Annotated in this window: 14 protein-coding genes and 1 pseudogene; 11 read left to right on the forward strand and 4 right to left on the reverse strand. The window is 45.7% G+C overall.

Going from position 1 to position 14,596, the window contains the following annotated elements; all coding sequences use genetic code 11:
• Positions 1-68 precede the first annotated feature (68 nt).
• The 4 genes and pseudogenes from AC5I6P_RS18950 to AC5I6P_RS18965 all read left to right on the forward strand — a co-directional run.
• A pseudogene (locus tag AC5I6P_RS18950) lies at positions 69-239 on the forward strand (transposase); the annotation flags it as partial.
• A 582-nt stretch (positions 240-821) separates the two neighbouring features.
• Complete coding sequence (locus AC5I6P_RS18955; protein WP_495695343.1) at positions 822-2,324, forward strand: ABC transporter substrate-binding protein; 1,503 nt, start codon at positions 822-824, stop codon at positions 2,322-2,324.
• A 90-nt stretch (positions 2,325-2,414) separates the two neighbouring features.
• Entirely contained in the window at positions 2,415-3,305 is an 891-nt protein-coding gene (locus AC5I6P_RS18960; RefSeq protein ID WP_495695344.1) for an ABC transporter permease, read from the forward strand.
• 17 nt (positions 3,306-3,322) lie between these two features.
• Entirely contained in the window at positions 3,323-4,165 is an 843-nt protein-coding gene (locus AC5I6P_RS18965; RefSeq protein ID WP_495695345.1) for an ABC transporter ATP-binding protein, read from the forward strand.
• 28 nt (positions 4,166-4,193) lie between these two features.
• On the opposite strand, the gene AC5I6P_RS18970 is transcribed toward AC5I6P_RS18965, so the two are convergent.
• Positions 4,194-6,215: a LysR family transcriptional regulator gene (locus tag AC5I6P_RS18970; RefSeq protein ID WP_495695346.1), complete on the reverse strand. Its 2,022-nt coding sequence runs from the start codon at positions 6,213-6,215 to the stop codon at positions 4,194-4,196.
• A gap of 220 nt (positions 6,216-6,435) precedes the next feature.
• On the opposite strand from AC5I6P_RS18970, the gene AC5I6P_RS18975 reads away from it, so the two are divergent.
• From AC5I6P_RS18975 to AC5I6P_RS18995, 5 genes are read left to right on the forward strand one after another with little or no spacing between them, the layout of a single operon-like run.
• Complete coding sequence (locus AC5I6P_RS18975; RefSeq protein ID WP_495695347.1) at positions 6,436-8,139, forward strand: fumarate reductase/succinate dehydrogenase flavoprotein subunit; 1,704 nt, start codon at positions 6,436-6,438, stop codon at positions 8,137-8,139.
• Positions 8,140-8,177: 38 nt separating this feature from the next.
• Positions 8,178-8,405, forward strand: a complete 228-nt coding sequence (locus tag AC5I6P_RS18980) for a 4Fe-4S dicluster domain-containing protein (protein WP_106171222.1) — start codon at positions 8,178-8,180, stop codon at positions 8,403-8,405.
• A 10-nt stretch (positions 8,406-8,415) separates the two neighbouring features.
• Complete coding sequence (locus AC5I6P_RS18985; protein WP_495695348.1) at positions 8,416-9,390, forward strand: HEAT repeat domain-containing protein; 975 nt, start codon at positions 8,416-8,418, stop codon at positions 9,388-9,390.
• Positions 9,383-10,489 (forward strand): Mrp/NBP35 family ATP-binding protein, encoded by a 1,107-nt coding sequence (locus AC5I6P_RS18990; protein ID WP_495695349.1) that lies wholly within the window; start codon positions 9,383-9,385, stop codon positions 10,487-10,489. The genes AC5I6P_RS18985 and AC5I6P_RS18990 overlap by 8 nt, the downstream gene beginning before the upstream one ends.
• Positions 10,490-10,496: 7 nt before the next feature.
• Complete coding sequence (locus AC5I6P_RS18995; RefSeq protein WP_495695350.1) at positions 10,497-11,219, forward strand: sulfite exporter TauE/SafE family protein; 723 nt, start codon at positions 10,497-10,499, stop codon at positions 11,217-11,219.
• Positions 11,220-11,221: 2 nt separating this feature from the next.
• Here AC5I6P_RS18995 and AC5I6P_RS19000 read toward each other — a convergent pair whose 3' ends face one another.
• Positions 11,222-12,175 (reverse strand): LysR family transcriptional regulator, encoded by a 954-nt coding sequence (locus tag AC5I6P_RS19000; RefSeq protein WP_495695351.1) that lies wholly within the window; start codon positions 12,173-12,175, stop codon positions 11,222-11,224.
• 118 nt (positions 12,176-12,293) lie between these two features.
• Here AC5I6P_RS19000 and AC5I6P_RS19005 point away from each other — a divergent pair, with 118 nt between their 5' ends.
• Both AC5I6P_RS19005 and AC5I6P_RS19010 read left to right on the forward strand, forming a co-directional pair.
• A complete protein-coding gene (locus tag AC5I6P_RS19005; RefSeq protein ID WP_495695352.1) occupies positions 12,294-13,316 on the forward strand; it encodes a YeiH family protein in 1,023 nt (340 codons plus the stop codon).
• A 297-nt stretch (positions 13,317-13,613) separates the two neighbouring features.
• Positions 13,614-13,811, forward strand: a complete 198-nt coding sequence (locus tag AC5I6P_RS19010; RefSeq protein WP_495695353.1) for a hypothetical protein — start codon at positions 13,614-13,616, stop codon at positions 13,809-13,811.
• Between the two features lie 182 nt (positions 13,812-13,993).
• On the opposite strand, the gene psb34 is transcribed toward AC5I6P_RS19010, so the two are convergent.
• Entirely contained in the window at positions 13,994-14,161 is a 168-nt protein-coding gene (gene psb34, locus AC5I6P_RS19015; protein ID WP_495695354.1) for a photosystem II assembly protein Psb34, read from the reverse strand.
• Between the two features lie 119 nt (positions 14,162-14,280).
• Positions 14,281-14,520 carry a transposase gene (locus tag AC5I6P_RS19020; RefSeq protein WP_495695355.1) on the reverse strand — a complete coding sequence of 80 codons (240 nt, stop codon included), beginning with the start codon at positions 14,518-14,520 and terminating at the stop codon, positions 14,281-14,283.
• Positions 14,521-14,596 lie beyond the last annotated feature (76 nt).

Raw genomic sequence — 14,596 nt, forward strand, 5'->3', positions numbered from 1 at the left:
AATTCACCGTCCTCACTAGCTTTCCAGCTTCTTAGTTTTGTCAGTCAAGCAGGCAACGCACCATTCATGACATTCCAAACTACAGGGCGAGACGATGGGTAGTGGAACGAACACACTCGTGGATGAATCGATTTCGACGCGTGTTGATCCGCTGGGAGAAGAAGCCAGAACACTACTTAGCAATGCTCCATTTATCGTGTGCTTGCATTGTGGTGCGGGCAATTCAGGTTTTCGGCTAGGCTCTTAATGGCTGGATCATTTTTACGGCGAGAACGTTAGGCAGGGGTAGATTCAAATTCATCTTGAATCTACCCAATGCATTTGACTCCCAACTTGCAATGGCATCGAGAAATAATACGAGCGGTCTCTAAACTTCGAATTCATTACCCTGAGCTACATTTCGCTTGTTCAAGTCGGCTATACATCTTCTTTTACCAAATTTCATTACGGCTACTGTTCATGCTTTATTTAGGGTTGTTATAAATGCTCTTTTAATATTGTTCTAGTTTAATCTCTTCTTCATGCAGAGCTAATAGATTTCTATCGAAATTTTCACACGTAAACTAATCGTTAAAAAGCTTCTTAGTTCTGGTTTGTTAGTAATTCTTTATAAGAATGGCAAAAAATTAGCCGCTATTTCTAATATGAATTTTGATGAAAGTTGACTCATAAAATAAATTCATGGATTGAGTTAATTCTTTTATTCAGAACTGTCAAAATATAAGCTTTCACAATATAGTTTGTATCTCCTTTTACAGACGTAAACTTACGAGACTTATTAAGGTGAGAGCACGAAATTCTAGTAGGGACAGGCTTTCATCATGAAGACGCAGCGGATGTATCGCGAAGGATTGACGTTCTGTTTACTGATTATCTCTCTGTGCTTTGCAAGTGGTTGCTCTGGTGAAACTTCAGCAAATACTGCAAGTAATGGCACGGGTAAAAAAATAATTCGGATTTCGATCGGAACCCAAGATCAAACCATCAATACGGCAACTGGTGGGTCAGTTATTCGAGAAGAAAAATTGCTGGAGAAGTATTTACCTAAAACTGGCAAATACGCAAATGTTGAGTACAAAATCGAGTGGTCAAGCTACACATCTGGCCCACCAATTACCAATAAAATGCTGGCAAATCAGATCGATATTGGAATGATGGGTGACTTTCCATCTACGATCAACATGACGACCTTTCAGGCGAAAGGGAATGGTGTTAAAACGCTTTACATCGCGAGTTTAGGTTCCAGTCCGACTGGCGCAGGAAATGCAGTCTTGGTTCCTAAAGATAGCTCTGCTAAAACACTGGCAGATTTGAAAGGGAAAGAAATTTCTGTTCCGTTTGGATCAGCCGCGCATGGGATGTTGCTCAAAGCACTGAAGAGCGACGGAATCGATCCAGAAAAGGATGTGATGTTAGTGAGCCAAGCGCCGGAAGTGGGAGGCAGCAATTTAAAAACCGGACAAATTGCTGCTCATGCAAATTTTGTTCCCTTCGGCGAATTGTTTGCGTATCGAGGTTTTGCAAGAAAGATTTTTGATGGTGCTCAGACTGGAACTCCTACGTTTCACGGGGTTCTAGTCCGATCAGACTTCGCCAAAGAAAATCCAGAAGTGGTTGTGGCTTACCTCAAAGCGTTGCTTGACGCCAACAAACTGTTTCGTGAACAGCCAGAAGCGATCGCAACGAAAGTCGAGAAATGGTCTGGCGTTGAGCGAGAAGTGGTGTATATGTTCCTTGGCCCTTCTGGGCTACAACAACTCAACCCAACAATTGGACAGGTCAATTTTGATGCGCTCAGAAATAGCGTGACCACCTTGAAACAGTTGGGTAAGTTGGATGACAGCATTAACCCAGAAGAAGTAACAAAGTGGGCAGACGACAGCTATCTGCGACAGGCGATGAAAGAAATGAACCTCAATTATGACGAGGTTGCTAAAGCAGAAGGGTTTGTCATTGGCGGTGAAGATGCCCAAACCAAAGAACCCATTAAAGATCCAAAAATGGCGGCTCAAATTTGGATTAAGGGCGAAGGCAACGTGATGAATTTTGCGTCGATCGCAAACATGATGACCATGCTGCAAACGCTGGCAGCAAGCGGAAAAACGGCTGGGGCGCTTTTTGTTCACGACCAAACCACGGGCTGGAAGCTGTTTGCTGAAAACTCTTTCTATGTGCAGAACGGGAAGACTGTTTCTGCTTTTCTAACCGAGAAAGAAGCTCAGGCATTTGCTGAAAAATCAGGTGCAAAAGTTGCCAATTTTCAGGCACTCCAGCAATCGATCGCGCAAGCCAATCAGTTACCGATGTTAGTCGGGGCTAAGTAGATTGCACTAACCAAATTTCAGTACTGCACTGAGGTGAATTCTTTGTGGTGCTGAAATCGGTGCTTGATTTCTTATATCTAGAGGTGTCCGATGTCTACATCTTCCAAGCGATCGCTGAAAGCTTCGCCACTTGCTAAGGTTAATACGACGATCGCACATTGCTTTAAAGCTCTCAGTCGCCGCGATCGCTCGGCTTCCAACCAGCAACAGTTTAATGCCCAAGTCTTTAGACGCATTTTGTCGTTGGTTCTGTTTTTTGGAATTTGGCAACTCTTATGCCTCAACCGATTCAACTTTTTCATCAACTTCGAGAATGTGCCTTCTCCGATCGAAGTAGCGCAAGCGACCGTGCAGTTTGTCACGGGCAATCCGATGAAGCACGTCCAAGCGAGTGCGATTCGAGTGTTATCCGGGTTTACGATCGCGGCGGTGTTAGGAATTAGCCTGGGCATTTTGATCGGTTGGTTCAAGAAAATTGAAGATCTCATCTTTATGCCATTGGAACTGCTCAGACCCATTCCCGCCGTTGCCTGGATACCACTTGCCATTCTCATGTTTCCGACGTCCGAATCGGGAATGATTTATCTCACGTTTATCGGCGCATTTTTTCCCATTCTCATCAGCACCATTCGAGGCGTTGAGAGTACAGACTTGTTGCTACTGCGAGTGGGTCAGTGTTTGGGTGCTAAGCAGTGGCATATCTTCAAAGATATTGTCGTACCAGGAGCCATGCCTAGCATTGCTAGTGGGCTAGTCATCGGCATGGGTAACTCTTGGTTTTGCTTGGTGACGGCTGAGATTTTGGCAGGTCGATATGGGGTCGGCTACATCACTTGGGAGTCATATATCACATCAAACTATCCACCGATCGTGATGGGGATGTTGTTGATTGGTTTGATGGGCGCGGCGAGTGCATATGCCGTCGATCGCTTGACCTGCCTATTCATGCCTTGGCGAATCACTAAGAAGAAAAGTGCATAGCGACCTGTTTTCTAACCGTGTCTTTAGGAGGGTTGAGTATTGTGGCGACGTTGGTGGAAAAGAATTTAGGGCAACGAGTTAGAGGATTCGTAGAGGTTGAAAATTTGTCTGTTTCCTTCAAACGTAAAGGACAATCTGTTCACGTTTTGGAGTCAGTCAACTTTAAGATCGAACCCGGCGAATTTATCTGTTTGTTAGGACCATCCGGCTGTGGAAAATCAACCATTCTCAATGTCATTGCTGGATTTATTCAGCCGAGCAGTGGTTTTGTGTTTGTGGATAAGCGTCATGTTGATTCTCCAGGAGCCGATCGGGGCTTTGTGTTTCAGCAATATTCTTTGTTGCCCTGGAAGACGACTTATCAGAATGTCGAGTTTGGGCTAAAGATTCGTGGCGTGCCCAAAGCAGAACGATCGGAGTTAGTCCATTACTATCTAAATCGGGTTGGTTTGTTTAAGCACCGTCATTCTTATCCGCACCAGCTTTCAGGCGGAATGCAGCAGCGAGCCAGCATCATCAGAGCGTTAGTAAATTCTCCTTCAGTGCTGTTGATGGATGAGCCATTTGCGGCACTAGACGCTCAAACGCGGCACATGATGCAAGAACTTCTGTTGACAATTTGGAGCGACCTAAAAACAACGGTTATTTTCGTCACCCACGACATTGAGGAAGCGTTGTTTTTGAGCGACAAAATTTTTGTTATGGGAGTCAATCCAGGCAGAATTAAAGAGAAAATTAACGTTACGCTAGACCGTCCTCGTCATGCCGACAGCCTTCTCTCACCCGAATTTATCTCTCTAAATCGTCAGGTCTTTGAGCTAATCCGCGAAGAAACCCTCAAAAGCATGGACATGGATTAATCAAGGTGGATTGACCAAGGTGAATTAATCAAGAGTGTACGGATTGTAAAAATTCGGGCTGAATCCAGCGATCTAGACGAATGTTTTGAACGTCTTCGTTACCGGGAATCAAACTGAGTTGAGCAATGTGCTGCTTGATCCAGTCCGGACGAATGAGCATTTCAGAGAAGAAGCGTCCAGGCTGATTTTCGGGGTAGAAACTGCTAAGGATGCGAGAGACAATATCGGAATCTAGACTCGTCCACTGGCTGACTAGAGCCAGCGCAGACGGCGTAGTGGCGTACCAATATTGAGCCCCGCTCAATGCTTTGAGGTAAGCGATGACCACTTCTGGATATTGCTCTGCTAAAGATGCACTTGCAACAACCCCATGAAACGCAGGTAATACATTTTCGTCGCTTTGCAGATAGCGAAACTTTCCTTGGCGGTAAGCAATATCGTGAAAAGGCGCGAAGTGGGCATAGCCATCTGCCAAAGTTGAATAATCCGTTGAAGACCCAAAGGGATAAGTCATGTCTGAACTCTCTAAAGCAGCCAGCCGAACTTCATCCAGTAGATGAGCAGAATGGAGCGATCGCATCACCATGCCATGCGCCGAAGAACTAAAGGGAACTGCAATGATTCGCCCTCGCAAATCTTCAATGCTTTGAATGTTAGATTGATTCGGAACAATGACGGCATTGCAAGAACCATCTGGATTCGTTGAAACAAAGCTGACCAAACGAGTTTGTTTCGCGTCTTGGTGCTGAACGGCACTCAGTAATAAAGGATAATCGCCTAGAATGCCGATATCGAGTTGTCCAGAATGCAACCCTTGAATAATCGGTGCTCCGGTTGAGAAGTCACACCAGCGAATTTGATATTGAGTTGAACTGTAGCGACCGTCTTTCGGCAGAAAGTGTTCTAGCAATCCCAACCGCTGAATGATCAAACCAGCTGTCACCGTTGGAATTGTACCGTTTTGAATGCCGATCGATAACGTGAGTGTTTCAGGGCGTTGAGGAGTTGAACGAATGACTAGACTCGGCGATCGTAGGTGTATTGGTCTCCGAGTCTCTTTCTGCTCGGTTTGAACCCGCGATCGTTGCGCTTGCACATCTTGAATTAAAGCCGTGAATTTCTGAATTGGATTTGAACTGCGCGTTTTCTTTGAAGTTGCACTTTGCGCAAATCGTCGTTGCTGATTTGAATGGCTTGCAGATTCGCTTAATCGGCGAGGCAACAGCATGAATACATTACCGGATAAGGCAAATTCCTGAAGTGGAATTGAAACTAGCATTCCTGATTGACAATCTGCTTTGAATTCAAACTCAGACGCGAACCCTAGATAGTTTCCTTGCGCGATAAAGGTTTGCATTAAGCTGAGCGTATCGACTGTCTCGATGTTTGGAAAATCGGAGAGCGTTAGTCCCAGTTCGTGTAGACGCGCTTCAAAAACCATGCGACTCGGCGATCCTGCCGGAAGTAACACCCACGACTCTTGTTGTAGCTCTTTCAAACTCAACCAGTTTTGCTTTGCTAAAACGTGGTTTGAAGCGACGATCAAAGAATAGCGAATCGTGTCGATCGCAGTCGCTGAGATCTCAGCAAATTCTTCAAAACTAATATCAGAAATTCCAATATCAATTTGACCACTTGTTATAGCTCGATAAAGCAATTCGGCGGATTCAAAAACGACACATTGAGTTTGAATTCCAGAATAATTTTGACGATATTGAAAAACTACTTTGGGTAGCCATCCATGCGAAATTGCTGGTGTGCAACCTATTTTAAGGTGACCAAGCTTACCTTGTTTTATTTCTTCAATTTTGGCAACCAATTGATTTTCAACTTCAATCAATCTAGGAGCTTCTTCATACAAAAAATTGCCCGCTTCTGTTAACTGAATTTTACGTCCCAATCGATAAAAAAGAGCAGTTCCTAATTCAGATTCTAGAGACTTTATCTTAACGCTAACCGCAGGCTGAGTCAGATTCAAAGCATCGGCAGCCTCGGTGAAACTGAGATGCCTAGCGACTTCCAGGAATACTTTAACTTGATAAACTTCCAAAACTTTATCTCCTTTTTCAAATGGTTTTATGAGTGGCTAAATAATGCATTCAAGTATTTTATGAAATTATAAAAGATATGAATCCATAAATAGTAACCTCTGTTACAAGCCGGTTTGTAGTACTTCAATTTCTTCTTTATGATAGGAGGACCAGAAGACGCTCCGATGTATTTTTTGTGCAGCATCTCTAGAAGTTTTAGTCGCTTAAGAGGAGTACTAAATGGATACTCAATGGATGAAGACGGACGTTCTCATCATTGGTGGTGGAACAGCCGGAACAATGGCAGCCATTAAAGCAAAGCAGGCAAACCCTGAAGGAGAGGTGCTGATTTTAGAAAAAGCCAATATTCGTCGAAGTGGCGCGATCGCGATGGGAATGGATGGCGTCAATACCGCCGTGATTCCTGGCAATTCTACCCCAGAGCAATACGTTCGCGAAATCACCATTTCCAACGATGGCATTCTCAATCAAAAAGCGGTTTATCAAACCGGAAAATTAGGGTTTGGGGTGATTCAAGAGCTTGAGAGTTGGGGCGTTAAATTTCAGAAAGATGCTCAGGGTGAGTATGACTTAAAGCAGGTTCATCGAGTCGGCAAATACGTCTTGCCAATGCCGGAAGGAAAAGACCTGAAGCAGATCTTGACTCGGCAAGTGAAGCGACACAAAGCAAAGGTCACCAATCGAGTCATGGCAACTCGTGTTTTGGTGAAGGATGGACGCGCGATCGGGGCAGTCGGTTTTGATGTGCGAAACGGCGATTTTGTTGTGATTCAAGCCAAGGCAGTCGTTCTTTGCACGGGTGCATCTGGGCGGTTAGGACTTCCTGCTTCTGGCTATCTGTACGGAACCTACGAAAATCCCACCAATGCTGGAGATGGTTACTCAATGGCTTATCATGCTGGCGCAGAACTCAGCAACATTGAGTGTTTCCAGATCAATCCGTTGATCAAAGATTACAACGGACCTGCCTGTGCCTATGTCGCCAGCCCTTTCGGGGCATATACCGCCAACGCCGAAGGGAACCGCTTTATTAGCTGCGACTACTGGAGCGGTCAAATGATGCTGGAAGTTTGGAAGGAACTAAACTCTGGTAAGGGTCCAGTCCAGCTCAAAATGACCCATCTTGATGAAGATACGATCGCAGAGATTGAAACGATCCTGTGGGCAAATGAGCGTCCAAGCCGGGGACGATTCCATGAAGGTAGAGGCGAAAACTATCGCACTCATGGCGTTGAGATGAATATCTCTGAAATTGGCTTGTGTAGCGGTCACAGCGCTTCTGGAGTGTGGGTCAACGAGAAAGCTGAAACCAGCGTTCCGGGACTGTATGCGGCAGGAGACATGGCAAGCGTTCCTCATAACTACATGATTGGGGCATTTGTGTTTGGAATGCTGGCAGGCACAAACGCCGTCGAGTACGTGGCAGGCTTAGATCATGCTGATCCTGATCCTGAGTTTCTAGAAGCCGAGAAAACTCGCATTTACGCACCATTAACCCGACCTAACGGCGTTCCCCATACTCAAGTCGAGTACAAACTGCGGCGCTTGGTCAACGACTATCTTCAACCGCCCAAAGTCGATAACAAGATGGAAATTGGGTTGAGAAACTTTGCTCGCTATCACGAAACCTTGGATCTGATGGGTGCACGCGACCCCCATGAACTGATGCGCTGCATGGAAGTTCACTTTATTCGCGACTGTGCTGAGATGGCTGCTCGCGCCTCACTCTATCGTCGGGAGAGCCGTTGGGGGTTGTACCACTACCGCGTCGATTACCCAGATAAGAATAACGATGAATGGTTCTGCCATGTCAACTTGAAAAAAGATGACTCCGGCAACATGGTGTTGTTCAAGCGCCCGGTTGAACCTTACATCGTAGAGGTTGATCTCGAACGAGAAGTTTATGATGTTGCCGTGCGTTAGTTAAATCTAGTTGAACATTATGGAGAAGCTTGAGTGTTATGGCATTAGCAACGCAACGAGTTGATGTTCCAGTCATTGTCGATGAGTCTAAATGCTTGGAAAAGTGTACAGCTTGCATTGAAGTGTGTCCCTTAGATGTGTTGGCAAAGAACCCTGAGACGGGCAAAGCCTACATGAAATACGACGAGTGCTGGTTCTGCTTACCCTGCGAGAAAGAGTGCCCAACCAACGCGATCACGGTTCAAATTCCATTTTTGTTGCGATAGAGGAACGGAGATGTTTGCGGATACCGATTCTGAATTAAATGAATGGCTAGAAATGCTGCGATCGCCTGAGCTAAGCGATCGTCTAGTCGCCGTCAAAACCTTACAGCACTTGGGCGATGAAGATGCGTTAGACCCTTTAATTGCCGCCCTGCAAGATGAAAGTACTGCGGTTCAAAAATTAGCCGTTACTGCCCTGTGGGAACTTGCCAATCCAAAAGCAGTTCCAGCGTTAATCGGATGTCTTGTCTCTAGCGATGAAGAAATCCGCGACGAAGCATTGTCAGCATTAGGTGAACTGATTTCGCCGGATCACTTAATGCTATTGCTCGATGCGGTACAGCGTGACAGCGTGAATATGCAGCTCAGCATTCTCATTTTGTTGCGAAAGATTCACGATGCCCAATCGCTACCGTATGTGCTCCCATTCTTTGAGGCAGAGCAGGCTGCATTGCGAGAAGCAGCAGTCACAACGTTACGCTACCTCAATCAGGTTGAGCGCTGCCAGCCTGCGATCGCGCTCATGTCCGATGCAGACGACACGGTACGCCGTGCCACTGCGCTGACTTTGGGACACTTAGCCGATGCCGAAGTAGTTCCTACTCTTTGTCAAGCACTCACATCTGATGCAGACTGGCAGGTGCGACGCAATGCAGCAAAGTCTCTCGCGCTTCATGCCAATGCTGAAGCAGTTCCCGCTTTGCAAACTGCGCTATCCGATGACCATTGGCAAGTGAGGAAGTTCACGTTGCAAGCGTTGCAAAAAACACCGGACAATCACACGTTACCTGCTTTAATTAAAGCCCTAACCGACGAATACTCAGATGTGCGTCGGGATGCCGCGATCGCGCTTGGCAACTTAAGGAATCCTGCTGCGCTGAATGCGCTCCAGCAATCGTTGGATGATCCAGACAGAGACGTGTGTATCTTCACGCAACGAGCCATTCAATCGATTCAAGAGCCTACACCAGAGACATCAAATGCCTAGCCATCAATCTCCTTTTCGGCAGCCTCTACCAGAAGAAAGTCCTGCACCTCCCGATCCGGTTAACGAAGCGCGTCTCCAGGAAGTTGTTCGTTGCCTCAAGCAGGTGATTGAACCCATTCTCAAAAACGACATTGTTCGCTTAGGAATGGTGCGAAATTTGCGAATCGTTGATGATTACATCTACCTGCGCTTGTATATTGGCAGTCATCAACATCACTTACAAACAGAGGTCTACACGATTCTTGCAGCGCTACCTTGGTGTAAGAAACCCTATATCCAACTTTGTACCATTCCAGGTGTCAAAACCACATTGGCGATCTCAAGCGGCAAGGGTGGCGTGGGTAAGTCTACAACCTCTGTGAATCTAGCCATTGCCCTAAGCTTACAGGGTGCAAAGGTGGGATTGTTAGATGCTGATGTCTATGGTCCTAACATTCCCCAGATGATGGGTCTAGGACAGGCAGATGTTCAAGTCATCGACACGCCAGAGGGTCAAAAATTCCTGCCCCTGGAAGCCCACGGAATTAAAGTCATGTCTGTTGGCTTGTTAGCAGAACCCGATCATCCTCTAGCGTGGCGCGGCCCAGTTTTACACAAAATTGTAACGCAGTTCATCCATGAAGTGGAATGGGGAGAATTGGACTATTTGCTGATTGATTTGCCTCCAGGTACAGGCGATGCTCAAATTACGATCGTTCAAGAAAGCCCGATTTGTGGAGTATTGCTGGTCACAACTCCGCAACAGGTTGCCGTTGCCGATGTCCGTCGTAGCATTCATATGTTTCGCCGCGTCGGCATTCCCGTTCTGGGCGTGATTGAGAATATGAGCTATCTCCTCTGTGAGCATTGTGGTGAACCGACTCCAATTTTTGGCAGTGGAGGCGGTCAACTGCTTTCGGATGAACTGCAAGCACCCTTGTTAGGCCAAGTTCCGATCGAGCCGCGAATTTGCACCGGGGGCGATACTGGACAGCCCATTACGATCGCGAATCCAAGCGAGATCGTGAGCCAGGTTTTTGTTCAAGTCGCCACTGGGCTTGATGCGACATTTCGTCCAGCAACTCGCACAAAGACGCAACTAGAAGCTGTTATTGCTTAATTTTAGAATGCCATTCCCTACGCTAACGATCGTGACAGCCGTTATCTTATTTGTCTGTACCTTCATTCGTTCAGCCGTGGGGTTTGGTGATGCGCTTCTAGCTATGCCATTGCTCGCAATGGTGATGAGCTTAAAAGTTGCGTCACCAATCGTTGCGTTTGTTGGCGTTGCGATCAGTTTGACCATTTTGTTGTTTGATCGCAACGCAGTTGATTTCAAGTCTACTTGGCGGCTCATTGTTGCTACGATCGCGGGTGTTCCTGTTGGTTTATGGTTACTCAACCAGGTACCCGAACACATTGTGAAATGGGTACTTGGAATCACACTAATTGCCTACGGAAGTATCAATTTACTCGCGCCTAAATACCCTTATCTGCGGCATGAAAGATATGCATTTCCGTTCGGCTTTATTGCGGGTATTCTTGCAGGCGCATACAACACCAACGGGCCTCCGATCGCAATCTATGGCATACTGCGACGCTGGTCTCCTGACGATTTCCGGGCAACCATGCAGTGTTATTTTCTGTTCTCGGGCATTACGACACTCATTGGACATAGCTTAGCAGGATTATGGACTCCACTAGTCTGGCATTTATCGCTATGGACGTTGCCCGGAGTAGGTTTAGGAATTTATCTAGGTGGAAAAGTTAACCGGCTTATTCCTCAACCGATGTTCAGTCAGATCATTTTCGGCTTACTAGTCCTTGTCGGCTGCTTGTTTCTCCTATAAGCTCACTCTAATTTCGTCATTGCTCCACTACCTTGCAAAACTTGTTCAAAGGCGATCGAGATTTGTGTTTGATACCGTTGCTGATGCTTGAGCTTCCAGATTGGCTGTATCATTTTAAGCTGAGATTTTAACGGTCTAGATAGTGAATCAATCACGCGAATCGGGTGCAATGCTTTAAATTGAATTTCTTTGGTCACCATCCATCCAGGAATTGCAGCCGCGCCAACGCCCCCTTCAACCACCGTTTTTACCATTTCACTGCTGCTCAAAACCAAAATTACATTTAATCGATTTGGATTGATTCCCCAGTCTTGTAATGCTTGTTCAAAGACCTGCTGCGCTCCAGAACCCGGTTCTCGCATTACCCATGCTGTGGTGAGTAACTCATCTAGCAAAACTTCTTGTCGTTCAAACCAGGGATGCGATCGCCCTACCACAATCTGTAAGCGATCGACTCCAACAACTTCCTGCATGAGACACTGCTGAAGCGCAGGCTTAATTTCTTTCGTCACCAACCCTAAATCAAACTTTCCTGATAGTGTTCCTTCAGAAATCTCCTCAGCATTGCCTAAAGTACAGTGAATTACGATTCCCGGATACTGGCGCTTGAATTGGCAAATCTTTTCTGGCAACCAGTAATTACCAACATTGATACTTGCACCAACCTTTAGTTCACCTTGTTGTAAATTATTGAATTCTCGTAATCCTCGTTCAGTAGAAGCAACGTACTCTAAAATCTTCTTGGCTTCTCTCCGAAGCAAACTTCCTGCTTGTGTAATTTCGATGCGCCTACCGATACGATCGAAAAGTTTCACACCGTATTCCGCTTCTAAATTATGGATGGCAGTACTCACAGAAGGCTGCGTAATATAAAGTGCTTCTGCAGCACGAGTAAAGTGCAAGTGCTCTGCAACCGCAAGAAAAATCTTCAACTGGTCAAATGTCATTTCTGCCATACAGATTACAATCGCTAGTCCATTGATTGTAACTATCAATTCGACAGAAAATAACGTTTGCTTCTAGCAATCTAGTTACTTAAGGTAAAGGTAATTGTTTTAGGAAGCAATTTAATTTATGAGACTTCTCAAGATTTCTTCTCAGAAGCATTCTAAAAAATGGTTAGAGGTGCACTTGCGAAGTAATCTTCTTTTAGAAGCGTTAAGTTGGCAATCGCTCACATTTTTGAGTTTTGCAGGATGTTGCTTAACCAATTGGATTTCTCCTCCCGCAGCGTTAACCCTGGGAATTCTCTTTGCATTAACGTTAGAAAATCCTTTTCCAATTACAAGTAAATTTGTTGCAAAATATCTACTGCAAATCTGTGTTGTATTACTTGGCTTCACGATGAACCTTGCGATCGTATGGCAAGTAGGAAGTCAAGGCGCACTGTTTGCGGCTGCAAGCATTGGGGCAACTTTTTGGCTTGGCAATCATCTGCGGAAATGGCTAAAAATTCCGGTTCAGTCATCAGTATTGATCTCCGCTGGCACTGCGATTTGTGGAGGATCAGCGATCGCGGCTGTAAGTTCTGTAATCAATGCTGCCGAAAGTGAGATCTCGATCGCAATGGGAACCGTGTTTGTGCTGAATGCGATCGCGCTGTATGTGTTTCCTGCTTTAGGTCATGCATTTCACCTTACTCCTACTCAGTTCGGCACTTGGGCGGGTGTGGCAATTCACGACATCTCTAGTGTGGTCGGCGCAGCTTCACATTTTGGACTCGGTGCGCTAGAAACCGCGACAGCCGTGAAGCTTTCTCGTTCATTATGGATTATTCCGATTTCTCTCATCGCGATCGGGATGCTAAGGCAACCCCTCACATCAGACCAACAGCATTCAATTCAAATCCCCTGGTTTATTGGGCTGTTTCTCCTAGCGTCAATGCTTCGCACATTTGTGCCAACCATCGCAGCAGTTGTTCCTACGATTACGCACCTCTCAACCACCGGGCTCACTCTAACGCTATTTCTAATTGGGACAGGCTTATCTAAGCAGGCTTTAAAGGCAGTCGGTTGGAAGCCAATGATTCAAGGAGTTTTATTATGGGTGTTCATCAGTGCCAGTTCTCTGGGGCTGATTTTACAACTCGTTCATTAACCAGAACTAAAACACTCTGCCAGACGCACTTAGAAAAGAGAAATGAGTTAGCATCAAAGCCAGAAATTCTTTCGGCAGCCAGTTCATTAGAAGCAATCAAACAACTTACTCTGATCTTGCAACTTTTCCTGCCCTTTAAATTGGATAAAGTTAAGTGGATAAAGTCGAGCTACAAAGTTACTTGGTCAACTGAGAGACAAACCTAAACGAGTTCTGCTGATCTGTTTGAAAGATGCTTTGAAGTATGTAGAATTTACAGGTGATCAAATGCTAGAAGCAATAGAGCGTTTTTAAGTAATGTCAGATATTCCACGTCAATTCACTCCCGCAGAACTCGACGAATGGCAACGACATCTTGACGAAGCGAATCGCAATAACATTCTGTGTCATTGTCGCCAGTGTGATTATGAATGGATCGCTTCTACACCTGAACCGTGTATCTGTGGCAGCAAGGACGTGGAAAGTATTGCTTGTTGGCAGTTTCCCGATGGTTAGGGCAACTCAAATGGTGAAACGGCGTTCCCTCAAAGGAGCAGGGGGGAATGAAGTGGGGCAAAAACACCCCCCAAAAACAAACCCCCAGCAATGAAACCGGGGGAGGAAATTAGGAGAAGATTAAATATTCAAACCAATTTGTCTTTACCAGAGGAATCGAGGAGAGACGATTCCTCTATGTTCTAGCTCACGGAGAAAGCTGTTAAGACGGTGAAAGCAACCAACAGAACTGCGATCGCGGCTTGCAAAGCGTATTGCTGTTGCTGCTTGGGAGAAGGAGATTCTGCAAAGTAAAGCGCAGGTTCTGTAGCGTAGTTGTTGAGAAGGCCATTTTCGCTGTAGGTCCGCATCGCTTGTTCCTCTTTTGTTGATTTATGTAAATTAATGTAACAGTATTGTTACAAATAGTCAACACATTCTGCTCTTTCTGATATAGAGCGCCCTTGTGGCGTTGTTTTCTGCTAAGTAGCTAGCCAGAATTAAACTTAAAACGTTTCAGCGGGTACCCAGCCTGTTGACTGCAGGCTGTCATTCCATCCACGATCGCCATTGCTAAATCATCCTCATCCTCAAACATCCGCCCAGCAATTTCATGCGCTTTGAGTTGAGGCCATTCGTCTTCAATTCGATTCATCTCAGAACAATACTGAGGCAGGAAAAACAAGAATAATCCCTGTTCCTGCCATCGTTGCCATTGCTGCTGAGTCATCTGACTGGTGTGAAGACAGGACTTGGCAAGTTACCCGGAGAGAAAAAGAAACGCTTGAAGAAGTGAGCAAGACGTT

The sequence above is a fragment of the Myxacorys sp. genome, from assembly GCF_059501405.1.